Source organism: Chitinophaga sp. (genome assembly GCF_039596155.1).
In the GTDB taxonomy this organism is placed as follows: Bacteria; Bacteroidota; Bacteroidia; order Chitinophagales; family Chitinophagaceae; genus Chitinophaga.
This window is the reverse complement of sequence record NZ_JBCNKF010000006.1, coordinates 203,281-221,497: the sequence shown is the minus strand read 5'-3', so window position 1 is coordinate 221,497 and position 18,217 is coordinate 203,281. Positions and strand designations below refer to the sequence as shown.

Below are 18,217 nucleotides of genomic sequence, written 5' to 3'. Positions count from 1 at the left end.
GGACAGTTTATTTGGTTGTGTTTATAATTGTAACAATCACAAGTGCAATAGAGGCGAGCGCACTAGCAACACTAACAGCTTCACCTGTTGATATACCCGGATGCTGCTTCTTTGGAGGAACATAGATTTCCGCGCCTGGTTCTACTTTGGGATAACGGTTAAAAAACAATACTTTATGCGTGCTTTTTACCTTACCGTTGGCATATACAATATAGCTTCTTCTTCTTAAGGCTGAGGCCGTAAAGCCACCTGATCCATTTACATAATCCCGGAAAGTAAAGTTTCTATCAAATCTTACTTTTTTGGGGAAATACACTTCGCCGAACAGCTGCACAGTTTGCAGCTTTTTGGGCACCCTGATTATATCTCCTTCTTCAAGATACAGATCGTATTTAGACCCTGGATTAGCAAGTGCCTTTTTAAGCTCAATGCCAAGCAATTGCATTTTCTTTGTCATCTCATCCTTCACCCTTTCTACATTCGAACTATCTCTCAATTTATTGTAAAACACTTGCAGTTTACTGGAAAGGAAGGTGCTGTCAGCTGTGTTCGAGAAAGTTTTGCGTAGCAGTAAGGCTCCTTCGGGGGATGCATCCGGACGAAGGCCGCCAGCTCTGCGAATCACATCAGAAATACGTTCTTTCTTATTGTTGATAGTGTAAATTCCAGGATATGCGATTTCTCCATTTACTATCACATTAGCCTGTTCTGTATAAGAAGGCTCCCTGCGAATCATGACCTCATCAAAAGGCTGAAGGGCGAAAGTATTTGCTTCTCTATTGGCCGATAAGTCAGCATTCAGATCAAACTGCCGTGTAATGGCCATTCTATAGTCTGCAGAGTCATATACGCCTTTATTATGAATACGACGCGAGATTTCTACATGTGTCAAACTTGCTGCATTCTTTAGTCCTCCCGCCAACAGAATCAGATCTTCCAGATGCATGCTATCACCATATACATAATAACCTGGCTGATTAACTTCACCATCTATTTTTACAAGAAATTCCTCACGTACTTTCAGCTTTGAAAAGATAATGACGCTATCTTCCCGTTTCAACGGCACATTTTCTTTACCATCCAGCACATCCTGCACGTTAAAATTCACTATAGAAGGAGTATAGTCGTCCTGTAAACGACGGATCACACCCCGGGACATCACTGCCTCTTCCTGTACACCATCTGCCTTTTTAATCAGGTCGGCCACAGTCATATCAGGCTCCAATGCAAAATCCCCGGCATGGAATACAGCCCCGGCAATGGTTACCCTGTTTGTATAGCGTGATACCACGGAGTCTACATAGAATTTATCACCTGTTTTCAGACGAAAAAAAGCTACAGAATCAGCTGGAATGTTTACAACTTCCCTTGCCCGCTTGTTAATCCTGTAATCTCTGATGATGTCACGGAAAGCATTGTCGGTATATCCTCCTGCAAAATCAATGATGTTCTGTAAAGTTTCACTTTCTTTCGCCTCAAATATAGCAGGGCGTTTTACCTCTCCGGTCATTTCAACCCTCAACTTATACGCATTCACCTTCACAATATCCTGATCCTGTAATACCACATTATTAGAAAGATCACCATGCACCAGAAAATCGTAAAGGTCAAAAGTGCTGACTACACTTCCATTCCGGATCACATCTATATTACGGAAGGAACCATTTTCGTTCGGACCGCCTGACACATACAGTGCATTGGCCACCGTGGCAAGAGAAGGCAACGTATACGTACCTGGTTGGGTCACCTCACCAATTAACAGAATTCTAATGCTGCGGATATTGCCCAGCGTCACCTGTACAGAAGTATTGCCTGTTTTGATGCCGCCATAGATTGTAGAAAGTTGTTTGGTAATACGCTGAGTAGCTTCAGCCATCGTCAGACCATTCACATATACAGGTCCCAGATATGGTATACGAATATAACCATCAGGGCTTACTTTCAGCTTGTGCTGCACTTCGGAATAACCATATACATCGATGATAACTTCATCATCTGCCGCCAGCTTGTAGTTAGGCGGGGTTGCCATACGAAGATTAGGTTCAAAAGTGAGATTCTTATTACTGAATAATTCTGAACCGAATATTTTTCTGCGTTTCAGTTCCTTTTCCAGGTCCTGCCTATCCAGTATTTTCTTATATTTCTGATTCCAGTAATAAGTCGTATCTGCTGCTTCATCCTCATATTGCCGACCCGTAGAATCCAACCCGTTCTTATTGGAACTGTTAGAAGATAATTCTGTATCAAGATTCAGTTGCTTTATCCTTGATTTAAGTGCTTCTACCTCAGAATCTGCAATCCCTTTCTGCCTGGCATATGTACCTATCTGATCATAAGAAACATTGTTTTTCTTCATTTCAGCAACTAACTGCCTAATCTGATCATCACTTAGATTACTCACCTTTATCTGACTCAACTGACTGGATGTCATGCTATTGGTCGAAATTTGTGCCTTTACCCCCAGACCGATAAACAGCATTAACAGTTGCAGTAGAAGTATTTTTTTGGACATGAACTATCAGATAAAATTTCTTCTTAGGATTATAGTAAACAGATTAACATGCTGTATTCCAATCACTTTAATTGACGAGAATACGTTTGCAAATCTATTAAAAATATCATATAAATGTCAGCCGGGCGGAAATAACCATTTTACCGCCCCTGTTAAAACGAAAAACTGGTGACGATCGTTACGATTAGTCACCAGTTTTTTTTTGATATTAAAATCGCCTGATTTACAATGGAATAACAAATTTCAAATCGCTGGAACAGCCATTATTCCAATGCCGGACAGGTTCCTGTAAGGAGAGCTATGTTATTAATTATGAGCTGCTTACACACCTCATTAAACGGATCCTGCTTATATGAACAACCCAATCGCCCGGATGACTCAAAAATAGCTGCCAGGTTTTTAGGAATATCTGCGTAAACGTTCAGGATTAGCCAGTTAACATCCAATGTAGCCGGGTAGATACCCCAATTTACAACCCACGCTTCGATTCAGGTATAATATCTATTTATTATAACCTTTAAGAGGAAAATCAGCCGCCATAGAGCAAACGAAAATACCCCCGCTTAATTTCTCCCCGTAGAAGAAAGAATGGTAATTGTATTATTAACAATGATAAAAACAAGAATGGATGAGGCCAGTAAAAGGATATAATTATAAACCCGGTCTGTAACCGAACATATTCCAAATAAAAAACCCAGCGTTTTTGTTCCAGTATAGCACCGGTGTTGATCAGCGTGAGGAAGATGATAATAGTGGTGCAGATTTGAATAAATACGGGAATATAGTGTTCCAGTAGTAAAAATGAAAACAGTAATACCAGCAACATGCCCACCTGCCAGGTGACATAGGCATTCAACCGGGAGGATACCTGAATGCTCCTGTTCACCTTCAGAAATTTCTTTTCCAGCTCAGCCCGCATATTCGGATCAATCTTATCCGGCCGTCCAAAAATCACTTTTATTTTCTCTCTCCATCCCCTGGTCTGCCTGACTGTATAGATAATTTCAAGTATAAAATGGAAGTGCTGCCATAGGAAACTATTGCTATCCAGGGGTTTAGTCAAACCATACACAGGTTCTTCTTTTTCCACCGTAAAAGTCCCGAACAGCTTGTCCCAGAAGATGAATACGTCACCATAGTTCTTATCCAGGTACTGATCATTGGATGCATGGTGTACACGATGATGTGAAGGTGTTACAAAAATATACTCCAAAAATCCCAGCTTGGGGATCGTACGGGTATGTATAAAGAAAGGATAAATGCCATGTACCAGTTGCACGCTGATAATCATAGCGGGTGGAAAACCAATCACAGGTAGTATGGACCAGAAGCACATACGCGCGAATGCCTGGAATACGGTGATCCTGGCCGATACGGTATAGTTGAAGTCATCACTCTGATGGTGTACTACATGGGCCGCCCAGAGAAAATTCACCTCATGGGCCAACCGGTGGTACCAGTACCAGATAAAGTCTGTAAGTAGTAGCAGACAAAACCAGAGCAATACTCCCGATTGAATGTTGAAAATTGAAAAGTGAGTATGCAGGAATTCATACACAAAATAAAAAATCCCCACAGTAAAGGTATCCAGCAGCCGCTCTGCAATACCAACATTAATATTACTGACAGAGTTGGCAAAACCAAAATAGTTCTTACCTGTTCTACGGGCAACAAGATACTCTAAGCCCATCAATCCCAGGAACAACGGAACGGCCCAGGCCATGTGATTTAAATGCACGCCAAGAATGATTTCGAATTACGGGTAAAAGCCCTACTGTTGGTGGCCAATGGAGCAAGATCAAGGCAATATTACATAAAATAATTTAAATAGTCTACAATTCTAATGGACTAATTAAGGCTCTTTTGAATCCTTTCCACAATAATTCTCCTGGAAAAGTCAGCCATATATTTTTACCGGGGAATGACCGGCTCCGCCGGGTAGCTATATAAAACAAGGAGCCTGTATCTTCCGATACAGGCTCCTTAACTGGCTATTTATTGCCTACACTCAACAAATTATACTTTAAACCCTGCCCTGAACCCAATCGTTGCCTCCTGCTTCTCAAAGCTTGGCTCATGCTGGTTCATCACCTCTGCTATCGTCATCGGCTTATCGATCATCGTCTGAAATCCCTGATTACCAGACAACTGCCTTGCCTTATCTACTGACAACTTGCCGAACTCATACTTAGCGATCAATCGCCCCTTCCGCATCAACGCACTGTCTATCTGCGATATATCACTATTGAATGTACAGATCACCTGTACATTCAGGCAATCTGCCAGCAGCCCGTCGGACAGGTTCAACAGGTTGGATACGGATGAATTACCGGTCGTCTTCCTGTCCATAATGATGTTCTCGGCATCTTCAATCACCAGGATGGTATTCGGATTATCTATCAGCAGATCGATAAACTCAGGCTGCATGATATTACGGGCTACTGCCGGAGAGAGGAATAATACCCTCTTCTTCAATCTGCCGATCAGGTAGCGCAGGTAAGTTGTCTTACCAGTACCGGGCAATCCATGCAGTAATACAATTCCTTTATCATCCTCTGTATTAAGCCGCTTGTAGATCAACTGGTCAATGGCTATAAAGTCGTCTTCATAATAGAGGTGCAGGTCCAGTTTGGTGCGCTTGAACTCCATGGCTTTCAGGGTCAGTGCACCATTCTCCACCGTGATGAGGTTCAGTTCAAATTTCTTCTTCTTTTCGCGGGTGCGGTATCTTCTTACGAAGGTAGTGATCTCTTTGACAAAGGCGTCGGACTGTCCATTGTGCAGTATTTCGCAGTATCCATCACCGAACTCCACCATACACTCATTGTTCAGGACCACGATGGAGACGTCATGCTGATAAGTTTTATCTTTCTTATCGATCTCTTCTCTTCTGTATACTTCTGATATCTTATCCTTATAGGCATTCTTAAAACCAGCGAAAGATTTCTCGCCGTTAATGCCGTAAACCATGCTTATATTAGGTATTCTATTGAAATAATACAGGTAAAAAGGTCTGCTCTCCAGCAAGCCATTGCCAAATATAGTATCCCCACTGATCACCCGCTGCTGTAAAATATTTTCCATGCTGTTTTAAAAAAATGATTGCAAAGGTACACTCTTATACAAGAAAACTGGCAGGGCAGGATTACCCCGCGGTCTACGTACGATGTTTCTTACAATATCATTGGGGTTTTCTGACTGGCTTTTCCCTTCCTGACGCTGGCTGCAAGCCACTCGCTTTCCGGGACAAAATGTCCATTAAATCAATAACCCCTGGGGTATAAACAAATTTTATGGTGCTGCCCGTTCTACAAAAATACCGGCGACAAGATTGTCACCGGTACATTGATGGTATTAGAACAGCGGAATTAAAAACAAAGGATGAGAAATATAGTTGACCATTATAGCACTGCGATATCTGCTGCTGCTTCGTCTGGTGCATCTACGATGGCTGTCACAATACGTGTAGCCGGCTCCTTTTCTCCATTGTATTCTCTTTTCAACCTTTCCATCTGGCGAATATGGCGCTCAATGTGTTTGGTTAAAAAGTAGATGTACTGGTAAATATCCAGTTTGCCCAGGTGATTCACAGACATGTTGGTCAGTACCAACCTGCCTTCTCCATTTTTCAGCAGACTTAGATTATACATACATTGTGCAAACTGTTGTTTGAGCAATGTTCTGATTTCATGCAGATCCTTTAAACCACTAGGTTCCAGGTGTTCTGGCCTGATCCAGCCAAAAGAACGGCTACCTATCACATCAATCTGATCAAACTTTTCATGATAGTCTGCAGGTAATGTGATCGCTCCGGCCGCATGCCTGCGATCCAGTGCACGCCGTGTACTCTTGTTAATGATCAGTAACAGGAAATAATTTGTAAGGCTGATATGTTCCAGCACTTCTCTGGCATTCCAGTGCCCCGCGTCAGGTTTATAGTGTAACAGGTCAGCGTCTTTTTCAAACCACTTGTCTAACTCCCTGAAATTGGTGAGCAATGCCTCTCTTACTACTTGTATTACGTTTCTCATCTTCTTGCTGTTTGGGGTTATGCACCCTATCCCGATCCACTTTCTGTACACGGTTAGTACATAACAGTATTATAAAATATTAATGTCCATAGTTTGTTTTTAAGTTACACCGGCTCATTCATAAAATAAAAAACCCGGCTCCTTACATACGGGCCGGGTGTATATACATAAGTTTCCCTATGTCAGTACATACCTGGCCCATTCGGCCCCGCAGAGGCCAATGCGATCCATCGCGCAGATACTTCCGGCTTTCCCGGGTAGTATATACACATAACAGTTGTCTGTATCGATTCCTTATCTAACTCAGTCGTCTTCATTTCAGTGCTTAAAAAGCAAAAGGTCCCGCATCACCTGCGGGACCTTTGTTTTATCATTTGATAAGTTATTTCTTCGTTATCAATTGGTGCAACATTCCCGCAACCCACAGCTGGCCTGCTTTTGCTTACAGGACATCGCTGAATTAATATGTTTTGGACTGCGTTTCATTTATATTTTTTATTGCTCCACAAAGATATTTTTTATTTTTTTATTTCTGCTATATTCTTTAATAAATTTTTTCTATTTTTTTATAGAGCAATCTAATATAATCAGTAGCAATGATATGTGCTAAAACAAACGTAGCTGCACTTGCGGGCGTTGAAATAATGCCGTGTTGAATTCAAACTTCTCCTGATTCAACCCAAACCTTTTCGTATGTACTTTGAATTGTTGCCGGATCAGGTCTGCAATATTTCCCTCTCCTCTCATTCTCCTTCCAAAGTTGCTGTCATTCACCTGCCCACCATGCATCCCTTCTATATGATGCCAGACCTTGTCCGCCCTGTCAGGGAAGTTCTTATACAACCAGTCATTAAAGATCACCTTCACCGCATCATTCAGCCGAACGACCGTATACCCTGCAAATTTAGCGCCATTCACTGCGGCCATTTCTAACAGCTGCGGCATTTCATGATCATTTAACCCAGGGATCATCGGCGCTGTCATTACCCCCACCGGTATCCCCAACTCACTCAATTCCTTTACTATCTTAAATCGCTGCGCTGCCGTGGTAGTCCTCGGCTCCATCTTCTGCCGCAGCTCTTCATCCGCCGTCGTGATGGAGACATATACACATACCAGGTTATGCTGCGCCATTTGCTGCAGTATATACTTATCTCTTAATACCAGGGAGTTCTTTGTAATGATTCCAATCGGCTGTTTATACTCCCACGCTATCTGTAGCAGGGAACGGGTCAGAAACATCTTTCTTTCCAATGGCTGATAGCAATCTGTATTGCCAGAAAGGGAAATGGGTTTAGGTACCCAGCTTTTGTTGTCGAGGAACTTTCGCAGCAACTCAGGCGCATTCTTCTTTACCACTATCTTTCGCTCAAAATCAAGACCTGCACTCATACCCCAGAATTGGTGCGCATTCCGGGCATAACAGTAAATACAACCATGCTCACATCCCTGATAAGGATTCATGCTGTACCACATGCCTACATCAGGACTGTCTACTTTATTCACCAATGTCTTAGCATGTTCTTCCAGCACCTGGGTAGGCACGTCTGCCTGCCACCATTCGTCTATGCCTTCGGCATGCTCCTGCGCATATTCGTTCTTCAGATATTTGTTCTTAGGATTTAATTGGGCACCACGTCCTTTATAATAGAGATTCTCCGGTACACTCTCCTGAAAAGGCAAGGTCATAGCTAATATTTTTAGCTAAAATACTAATTAAATTAGCATGGCCAAATTTTAATTATTTTACAGCTGTGCGCGCTAAATGATCTCCATCTTCTTCATCAGGAACGTCGCATTCTTATTCCTGGCTACCCCTTCCCTGATCCGGTAATCAAAGAACAACTGCTCATCTCTGATCGTACTCTCAAAACAATAATTACGCACCCGTCCCGGATACTCCGTTTCCATATGCCCTAACTCCAGGTCGTGCGTCGCTATCATTCCCAGACAACGGTATTGCAGGAAATGCGCGATCAGGCTCCGGCTACCTGACAACTTATCTTCTGAATTCGTCCCCTTTAATATCTCATCCAGCAGGATAAATACCTGCTCACCGGACTTTAATACCTTCACAATCTCCTGCAACCGCAGCAACTCCGCCTGGAAATAAGACGTATGCTTCTCTATGGAATCCCTGATCCGCATACTTGTCATGATCTTCATCGGGCTGCATCTGAACTCCTCTGCACACACCGGCAACCCGCACATCGCCAGCAACAGGTTACTCCCCACACTGCGCAGGAAAGTACTCTTGCCACTCATATTCGAACCTGTTATAATCAGGAACTGCTGCGGTGTACCGATAGCAATATCATTCTTCACACTCTCCTGTGCCGGGATCAATGGATGACCAATACCTTTCCCCGTCAGCTGTGATTGCGTATCATCTACTTCGGGATATACAAATTCCGGGTGATTGTAGGCAAATGTGGCCATACTATTATAAATCTCGAATCCGTAGATCACATCCAGCCAGCCAGGTACCCTGTCTTTATATTTCAGTTTCCATTTTTCAAGGACCACAGCACAATGCAGATCATACAATCCCAGTCCGTTCAATACTATACCTATCAGCATATTCATACGCTGGTCCCACATATTCACAATGCCCGCCAGTTTGTTCAATGCTACACCCGCCTCCCTTGTTTTTTCCTGGTCTCTTTTCAGCATAGCGGCTTCTCCAAAATGCTCCGCATTGATCATCTGCAACAGCTGACTAAACTTCGCAAATACACGTTCCTTGCTGGAGATGAGTATATGCTGACGATTTAGCCCTACCAGATACTGCCTCAATATCAGACCATTAATTACCAACACTGCAAGTATCGGAAGCTTATTGGACGCAGCAATCAGGTACCATAGCGCCGTAATACTCAACAAGGGACTCACCCAACGGGCTATCTGTATAAATTTGTTATTAGCAAAAGTAATGGGCATGTCGAGCCATAATCTCAACTCTTTCCGGTCATCCGTCTTCTCCCCTGCCAGCATTGCCTGAGCAGTCAGCATTTGCCTGAATTGCAGTTTGGGCGCCAGCTCCTTTACCACTTCCTGCCTTTCCAGTGTGTCCACTACTCCCAGGACTGGTTGTTGCAGGAACTGCGCCAGCACAGTGGCTCCCGTCTGGGTTCCTGTGCGGTTCATGTGACTATATAGTGATGAACGCCCGAATACATCAAGATCACCGGTATAGGGATGGGTTTCATCTATAAAAAATTCCCCGTCATAAAAAGAAGAATGACCCGTTGTAGCCAGTGCATACTCCTTCTCATTCAGTTGCAGTAAAGTATTTACCAACGTCTGTTTACGCTGTACCCGTGTATACACAACCAGTGCCACTGCAAACGCAGTTAACATCAGGAAGGCAGGCCATAACCACATCAGCTCAAATCCATCGTGGAAAAACAGGTATCCAAAAATTAACATGATCAGAAAACTGAGCAATCGTACATATCCCAACAGACTTAACTGTCGCCGGAACCTGCCCAGTTCCTGCCTGCATTTGTCTATCTGTTCTTCATAAATAGCAATCGGGGCCATATTTCAATATTTAACGACTGTAATAAAAGCAAAAAATCGCTTCCGCCAAAGACAGAAGCGATTTTTTGCAAATCCTTTAGAAGGTAGTTATCATGCGTAATTGCGCTTCAGCAATTCAGGATACTCATTGTGAATTTTCACAATCAGCTCGCCGAACAATGTGTTCACCCATGCAAACCATGGACGGGTGTAATCTGAAGGATTATCCTTATGATAAGATTCATGTATAAACCCGGTTTCTCCATCGGTATTACGCAGCGTTTTCAGACAGCCGGCTATTTCTTCCTTATCGCTGCTGGTCAGCGCCTTCATTATAATACTCATTGGCCAGATCTTATCTACACCTGTATGCGGACTACCTACCCCTTCGCCATACTTACCTTTGTAGAACCAGCAATGGAACGGACTCCATACGAAGTGACGTGCCGTCTGGTACAACGGATCATCAGCAGTCGTATAACCCAGGTAAGGGATTGACAACAGGCTCGGTACGTTGGTATCGTCCAGGAACAGGCGGTTACCAAAACCATCTACTTCAAATCCATACATCTTACCAAGAGATGGATGTTCAACGATCGCATACGCCTTGATTGCCCGGTCCACTTCTTCGGCCAGGTCTTTACACTCTTTCGCAAAAGCAGCATCCTTGTACACCACTTCGCTGATCTCTGACAACTGGTGCAGCGATACTACTGCGAACATGTTGGATGGGATCAGGAATGGAAATACAGTTGCATCATCAGATGGACGGAACATGGAAGCGATCAGCCCCACAGGCAGAATAGGACTACCATAACCGCTGTTGGCTACCGTGTCTGACTGCTTCGGTGTATTACGCTGAAAATGGTAAGGACCAGGACCATCTTTGCGCTGCTGCTCCTTGAAGGTCTTCACGATCAGTTTAGCCGCTTTCTTATGAGTATCGTCCAGTACGCTGGTATCACCGGTTTTTTTCCAGTAGTTGTACGCCAGCCTTACAGTATAGCACAGAGAGTCAATTTCCCATTTCCTTTCATGCAGTTCAGGTTTCATATCAGTCAGGTCACTATCCCACTCCGAACCGGTAGGGCCTTCGTTGAACGCATTTGCATAAGGATCGATGATCACACATTTAGTCTGCCTGTTCACCACACCAGCGATCAGCTGCTTCAGCTTATCATCTTCATTTACCAGCTCCAGGTAAGGCCATACCTGGGCGGTCGAGTCGCGCAGCCACATCGCGTGGATATCGCCTGTCAATACAAAGGTATCGGGACGACCGTTTTCTACCTTGAATTGCACCGTGGTGTCCAGGGTATTGGGAAAACAGTTCTCGAACAGCCAGCCCAGCTTCGGATCCGCAACTTCTTTCTTGATGGTTGCGATCATCTTTTCTACTGCCTGACTGGTAAACTTACGATCTGCCAGCGGAGGACGCTTGGAAACGTATCCTGCCCGGGCGAATACAGCCCCAGGGAATCCCAGCGCCATAGCGCCTGCCAGCAAACCGCTGTTCCTGATAAATTCTCTTCTTGCCACCATTTCTGTTATAAGTTTTCAATTATGATTTGCGCTTTTTGTGGAAATGCAAGTCAATAAACGTGAATAATGGGTGTAAAATAAAAAAATACGGGAATATTAAGTAATCTGTAATTTGTAAATTACATAGTTGATTTCCACGATACCACGTAAGTGATAAACACCAAAGCAAATGACTGATACTACCGCCCACAAAATTCGCATCGTTACAGCAGCAGCACTCTTTGACGGCCATGATGCAGCGATCAATATCATGCGCAGAATCATGCAATCCCAGGGTGCCGAAGTGATTCACCTGGGCCACAACCGATCCGCAGCGGAAATTGTGGACTGTGCCATCCAGGAAGATGCCCAGGGCATCGCTATTACCTCCTACCAGGGAGGCCACGTTGAATTCTTCAAATACATCTATGACCTGCTGCAGGAAAAAGGATGCGGGCATATCAAAATATTTGGCGGGGGTGGTGGCACCATCTTACCTGCCGAAATAACAACATTACATAACTATGGTATCACCCGCCTCTACTCCCCTGATGATGGCCGGCAAATGGGCCTGGAAGGCATGATCGCCGATGTGATCAGACAATGTAATTTCTCTACGGCACGACAACTGAATGGTGAACTGGCGCAACTACCCGCCAAAAATGATCACCTCATTGCAGCAGCTATTACTGCGGCCGAAAGTGATCTGCTGTCACTACCAGCAGTTACCGAAGGCAGCATGGTGCTGGGCATCACAGGTACTGGCGGTGCAGGAAAAAGCAGTGTGACCGATGAACTCGTGCGCCGTTTTCTCCACACCTTTACAGACAAAACCATCGCCGTTATTTCTGTCGATCCCTCTAAAAAGAAAACAGGCGGTGCCTTACTGGGTGATCGCATCCGGATGAATGCCATTCACCACCCCCGGGCATACATGCGGTCACTTGCTACCCGCGATAGTGACAGAGCTATTAGCGCACATATACAGGAAGCGATCGACATCTGCCGCCTGGCACGTTTTGACCTCATTATTCTGGAAACCTCCGGGATCGGGCAGAGCGATACTGCCATCATCAATCACTGCGACGTATCTATGTATGTGATGACACCCGAATACGGCGCAGCGAGCCAGCTGGAAAAGATTAATATGCTGGATTATGCAGATGTGATCGCGATCAATAAATTCGATAAAGCCGGAGCGCTGGATGCCTTGCAGGATGTAAGGCGACAGTACAAAAGAGCTCACCACCTGTGGAATGCTGCAGATAACGAACTCCCCATTGTAGGCACCATCGCATCGCAGTTCAACGACACAGGCATCAACCTGTTATTTCAAAAATTGCTGAAGGCACTCGGGTTACCTGCTGCAAAAGATGAGGATCATCATCCTGCTACACGCACACAGATCATCCCTCCTTCACGGGCACGATATCTTTCAGAAATTGTGGCTTCGCTGGAAGAATATAATAATTGGGTAAAGGAACAATGTACGATCGCCACTAAACTCTATCAGCTGAATGGAAGTATTGCACTGGTTAAACAACCACACGTACAACAACAATTACAACTGATCGCTGATCAGCTCCAAAAAGAACTGCATGCTGACTGTAGCCAGCTTTTGCAGGCATGGCCTGCTATACAACAACAATACAGGGAAGATCAATACTCATTTACAGTAAGAGATAAAACCATCAATCTGCCACTATTCACCGAAAGCCTGGCAGGCCTCCGTATTCCCAGAATCAGTCTGCCTGCTTACAAGGACTGGGGTGATCAGCTACGCTGGTTATTGACAGAAAATATCCCCGGCTCTTTCCCATACGCAGCTGGTGTATTTCCCATGAAAAGAGAAGGAGAAGACCCGACCCGTATGTTCGCAGGTGAAGGCGGCCCTGAACGTACCAATAAGCGATTTCATTATGTATCCGCAGGTCAGCCGGCAAGGCGCCTCAGTACCGCATTTGACAGCGTCACCCTGTACGGTGAAGATCCTGGCTTCAGACCGGACATTTATGGGAAAGTAGGTAATTCCGGTGTCAGCATTGCAACAGTAGATGATGCAAAAAAACTGTATAGTGGCTTTGATCTTTGCGATCCTATGACCTCAGTATCTATGACCATCAATGGTCCTGCGCCTATCCTGCTGGCATTTTTTATGAATGCTGCAATTGACCAGGAGTGCGAAAAGTATATGGAGAAACATGGTCTCTCTACAGAGGTGGAGAATGGACCAAAGTACGCAGGTGCACTACCGGAGGGGAATAATGGATTGGGATTAAAATTACTGGGCATTTCCGGCGATAAGGTACTGCCTGCAGAAATATATGCAAAAATAAAAGCCAAGGCACTGGGCGCCGTGAGAGGCACAGTGCAGGCAGATATCCTGAAAGAAGACCAGGCACAGAATACCTGTATCTTTTCCACTGAGTTTGCATTGAAATTGATGGGAGATGTACAACAATATTTCATTGAGGAGAAAGTGCGCAATTTCTATGCGGTGAGTATATCCGGATATCACATTGCAGAAGCAGGTGCAAACCCGATTACACAGCTGGCATTTACGCTGGCGAACGGTTTCACGTATGTAGAATACTACCTGAGCCGGGGCATGAAGATCAATGATTTTGCACCGAACCTGTCATTCTTTTTCAGCAATGGAATGGATCCGGAGTATGCAGTAATAGGACGCGTTGCCCGCCGCATCTGGGCAAAGGCCATTAAATATAAATACAAAGGAAACGACCGTTCACAAAAACTCAAATACCATATACAGACATCAGGTAGAAGTCTCCATGCACAGGAGATCGATTTCAATGACATTCGCACTACCCTACAGGCACTGTATGCGATCTACGATAATTGTAATTCACTGCATACAAATGCATATGATGAAGCAATCACCACCCCAACCGAAGAAAGTGTGCGGAGGGCGATGGCCATACAACTTATTATCAACAGGGAATTGGGTACTGCTAAAAATGAAAACCCTATACAGGGATCTTTCTTCATCGAAGAACTGACAGACCTCGTGGAAGAGGCTGTCATGGCTGAATTTAACAGGATCACAGAGAGAGGTGGTGTACTTGGCGCAATGGAACGCATGTACCAGCGCAATAAGATACAGGAAGAGAGTTTACATTACGAATCACTCAAACACAGCGGGGCATATCCGATCATTGGGGTAAATACCTTTTTGAACGCAAAAGGATCACCTACGATTATTCCTTCAGAGGTCATAAGAAGTACACAGGAAGAAAAGGATTTCCAGATCCATGCGCTGGAAGCATTTCATGCCCGGCATGCAAATGAAAGTGCGAACGCATTGAAAAAATTACAGGAGGTGGTGATCAGCAACGGAAATATATTTTCTGAATTGATGGAGACGGTGAAATGCTGTTCATTGGGGCAGATCACGCATGCATTATATGAAGTAGGTGGACAGTATAGAAGAAATATGTAGCTGGAATTACCCCTGCATCGACCTTCGGTCTTCCCTTAAAAAAGTTTCCCCTGCATAAAACCTTTTATGCAGGGGAAGTATCTCACAAAATCAGCAATACACACTGCCAGATTTCATTGACGTGGAATTATTCAATATTGTACGTGGAATCTACATTAATAGCTTAAATAGCTTTCGTGGAATTCATAAAGGCTGGAATTTATAAAGGCCTTGTGGAATTTACAAAGACAAACTTTTGGAATTTATAAAGGCTTACGTGAAATTTATAAATGGCTTTAAACTAATTTTGGTCGTTTTTCACTTCGTTGATAGATTTCTTTAAGGAGCGCATAGGCAAATAACATTCAACCTTTCACTTGTTCCTTATCAATCTGCAATTTTTGTATCCGTCTTTCAGTTGCTTTCGTTTCGTTACACAATCTTAATTAATATTTTGTTAATAAAAAACTTTTTGATCATCTTTTTCTTAAAATAAATAGGTGTGCACAGCATCAAAATGCACCCAAACCCAATACTGTAAAGGGAAAAGCCTATTTTAGAAATAATTGGGAAAGTATTTTAAATTTACACGCCGATAGTAAAAATATATGTATACGAAAGAAATAGAAATCACTTTAACGCAATTAGCGAAGCAACTGTTAGCTCAATTGCAAAAAAAAGAAAGCCCCTCATCCATTGACGAAACGCTGGAAAACCTGCGTCGTGTCATACTCTACAATGACTGGCGCTATTATGTACAGAGTGATCCTGTGCTGAGCGATTACGAATATGACCAGCTCTTTGCCTGGTTGAAGCAACTGGAAACTGCCCATCCGGATCTCGTAAGCCCGGACTCCCCTACCCAACGCGTGGCCCTGGGGCTGAATAAGGCATTCCCTACTGTACAACACCTGGTACCCATGCTGAGCCTAGAGAACTCTTACAATGCCGATGACCTGCTGGACTGGGACCGTAAAGCCCGTGAAATCAGCGGACTCTCCGATATTGAGTATTGTATTGAGCCTAAATTCGATGGCGCCAGCATCTCATTAATATATGAAAACGATCGCCTTACCCGGGGCGCTACCCGGGGCGACGGTGTGGCCGGCGATGATATCACCACCAATATCCGCCAGATCCGCTCTATTCCGTTGACTGCCAACTTCTCAAAGTTCGGCATCCATACCATAGAGATCCGCGGGGAAGTACTGATCAATAAAAGCACTTTCAAGGCCTTTAATGACCAGCGTGCTGCCGAAAACCAGCCCCCACTGGCCAATCCACGCAACGCCGCCTCCGGGTCCCTGCGCATGGTAGACCCGAAAGAAGTCGCAAAACGTGGGCTGGAAGCCTTCCTCTACCATATGAGCTTTCATTCTATGGAAGACGGGCAGAATGAACCCAAAGAGATTCAATCTCACAGCAATACCCTGGATATGCTTACCCAGCTGGGATTCCGCTCTCCCGCAAAGGAAAAGAAAGTCGTAAAAGGCATTCAGGCAGTAATCGATTATGTGCTGACTTTCGAAAATGAAAGGGATAACCTTCCATATGAAATAGATGGAATGGTAATAAAAGTAAATGATTACGAACTGCAGGATAAACTGGGTATGACCACCCACCACCCGCGCTGGGCTATGGCTTATAAGTTCAAGGCCCGCCAGGCAACCAGCAAGCTCAGAGATGTGGAGTTCCAGGTAGGTCGTACCGGCTCTATTACCCCTGTAGCCAAGATTGATCCCGTACCGATCGGAGGGGTTACAGTTGGTTCCATTTCCTTATTCAATGAAGATGTAATCCGTGAAAAGGATTTGAAACTTGGCGATACCGTACTGGTCGAAAGAGCGGGTGACGTGATCCCTTATATTGTAAAATCAGTCGCCGACCTGCGGGATGGTACTGAAAGGGACATCGTTTTCCCAAAAGAATGCCCTGTATGTAAAGAGCCACTTTTCAAACCGGAAGGTGAAAGCGTATGGCGCTGTATTAATATCAACTGCGAAGCACAGGTAGTTGAAAGAATGATCCACTTCGTAAGCAAGGATGCCATGGACATCAAGAGCCTGGGCGAAAGCAATGTGCGTAAGTTCTATGGTCTTCAACTGATGAAAGACATTCCCGGTATCTATACCATAGATTTCAGTAAACTGGAACAATTGGAAGGATTTGGAAAGAAATCTCTCACCAACCTGCAAACGGCGATTGAAGCCTCTAAGTCCCAGCCATTACACCGCCTGATCTTTGGGCTGGGTATCCGCTATGTAGGGGAAACCACCGCAAAGACGCTGGCCAATGCTGTCAGTTACCTGCCGGATTTCAAAGACTGGACCGAAGAACAGCTGCTGGCACTGGAAGATATCGGGCCGAAAGTAGCAGGTAGCATCAAACAGTTCTTTGCTACACCCGAAAACCTGGATATGCTGAAACACCTGGAAGAATTAGGGCTGAACCTGAAAAGCTCCCGTTCTGATCATCCGGTGGATGGTACTTTCAATGGTCAGACATTCCTCTTTACCGGTACACTTAATAAACTGAAACGAAGTGAAGCAGAAGAAATGGTAGAACAGCAGGGAGGTAAGATCATGAGTGGGGTATCCAGCAAGCTGAATTACCTTGTAGTAGGTGAAGAAGCAGGCAGTAAGCTGGAAAAAGCAAAAAAGATCAATACCATACGCATTCTGAGTGAAGATGAATTTTTGAACCTGATTAACCAGCAACAGGCATGACCGATGAGTTTTATATGCAGCAGGCCATGCGCGAAGCACGCAAGGCTTTTGATGAGGGAGAAGTGCCAGTCGGAGCTATCGTGGTACTCAATGACAAAATTATTGGGCGCGGAAGCAATCAGGTAGAAAAGCTGAACGATTGTACAGCACATGCAGAGATGCTGGCACTGACAGCGGCATTCAATTTTTTAGGTAGCAAATACCTGATGGAAGCGACCCTGTATGTCACACTCGAACCCTGCCTGATGTGTGCAGGTGCGCTCTACTGGAGTAAGATTGGCAGGATCGTCTATGCGGCGAAAGATGAGAAGAATAGTTACAGGAGATCAACCGGTGAGACAAATCCTTTTCATCCAAAAACAAAGGTAGAACAGGGGCCGGGGGAAGCAGAAAGCCTGCAGCTTGTAAAAACCTTCTTCGCGCAAAGAAGATAGTATACAAACGGTGCTATTGCAAAATCCCTGGG

General features: G+C 44.4%; 10 protein-coding genes. 3 read left to right on the top strand and 7 right to left on the bottom strand.

What is annotated here, in order from left to right; translation table 11 throughout:
• Positions 1 to 7 precede the first annotated feature (7 nt).
• The 7 genes from ABDW33_RS08325 to ABDW33_RS08295 all read right to left on the bottom strand — a co-directional run bounded on the left by ABDW33_RS08325 (position 8) and on the right by ABDW33_RS08295 (position 11,607).
• Entirely contained in the window at positions 8 to 2,512 is a 2,505-nt protein-coding gene (locus ABDW33_RS08325; RefSeq protein ID WP_343689594.1) for an SLBB domain-containing protein, read from the bottom strand.
• A gap of 529 nt (positions 2,513 to 3,041) precedes the next feature.
• A complete protein-coding gene (locus ABDW33_RS08320; RefSeq protein ID WP_343689593.1) occupies positions 3,042 to 4,250 on the bottom strand; it encodes a sterol desaturase family protein in 1,209 nt (402 codons plus the stop codon).
• 278 nt (positions 4,251 to 4,528) lie between these two features.
• Positions 4,529 to 5,596, bottom strand: coding sequence for an AAA family ATPase (locus ABDW33_RS08315; RefSeq protein ID WP_343689592.1), 1,068 nt, complete (start codon positions 5,594 to 5,596; stop codon positions 4,529 to 4,531).
• A 317-nt stretch (positions 5,597 to 5,913) separates the two neighbouring features.
• Positions 5,914 to 6,543, bottom strand: a complete 630-nt coding sequence (locus ABDW33_RS08310) for a DinB family protein (protein WP_343689591.1) — start codon at positions 6,541 to 6,543, stop codon at positions 5,914 to 5,916.
• Between the two features lie 606 nt (positions 6,544 to 7,149).
• Positions 7,150 to 8,232: a PA0069 family radical SAM protein gene (locus ABDW33_RS08305; RefSeq protein ID WP_343689590.1), complete on the bottom strand. Its 1,083-nt coding sequence runs from the start codon at positions 8,230 to 8,232 to the stop codon at positions 7,150 to 7,152.
• A 72-nt stretch (positions 8,233 to 8,304) separates the two neighbouring features.
• Positions 8,305 to 10,086, bottom strand: a complete 1,782-nt coding sequence (locus ABDW33_RS08300; RefSeq protein ID WP_343689589.1) for a hypothetical protein — start codon at positions 10,084 to 10,086, stop codon at positions 8,305 to 8,307.
• A gap of 90 nt (positions 10,087 to 10,176) precedes the next feature.
• A complete protein-coding gene (locus ABDW33_RS08295; RefSeq protein WP_343689588.1) occupies positions 10,177 to 11,607 on the bottom strand; it encodes a glycoside hydrolase family 125 protein in 1,431 nt (476 codons plus the stop codon).
• 169 nt (positions 11,608 to 11,776) lie between these two features.
• Here ABDW33_RS08295 and ABDW33_RS08290 point away from each other — a divergent pair, with 169 nt between their 5' ends.
• The 3 genes from ABDW33_RS08290 (at position 11,777) to ABDW33_RS08280 (ending at position 18,185) form a co-directional block, all read left to right on the top strand.
• A complete protein-coding gene (locus tag ABDW33_RS08290) occupies positions 11,777 to 15,046 on the top strand; it encodes a methylmalonyl-CoA mutase family protein (RefSeq protein WP_343689587.1) in 3,270 nt (1,089 codons plus the stop codon).
• Positions 15,047 to 15,633: 587 nt separating this feature from the next.
• Positions 15,634 to 17,751: an NAD-dependent DNA ligase LigA gene (ligA, locus tag ABDW33_RS08285; RefSeq protein ID WP_343689586.1), complete on the top strand. Its 2,118-nt coding sequence runs from the start codon at positions 15,634 to 15,636 to the stop codon at positions 17,749 to 17,751.
• Positions 17,748 to 18,185, top strand: coding sequence for a nucleoside deaminase (locus ABDW33_RS08280; protein ID WP_343689585.1), 438 nt, complete (start codon positions 17,748 to 17,750; stop codon positions 18,183 to 18,185). The genes ligA and ABDW33_RS08280 overlap by 4 nt, the downstream gene beginning before the upstream one ends.
• Positions 18,186 to 18,217: the final 32 nt, after the last annotated feature.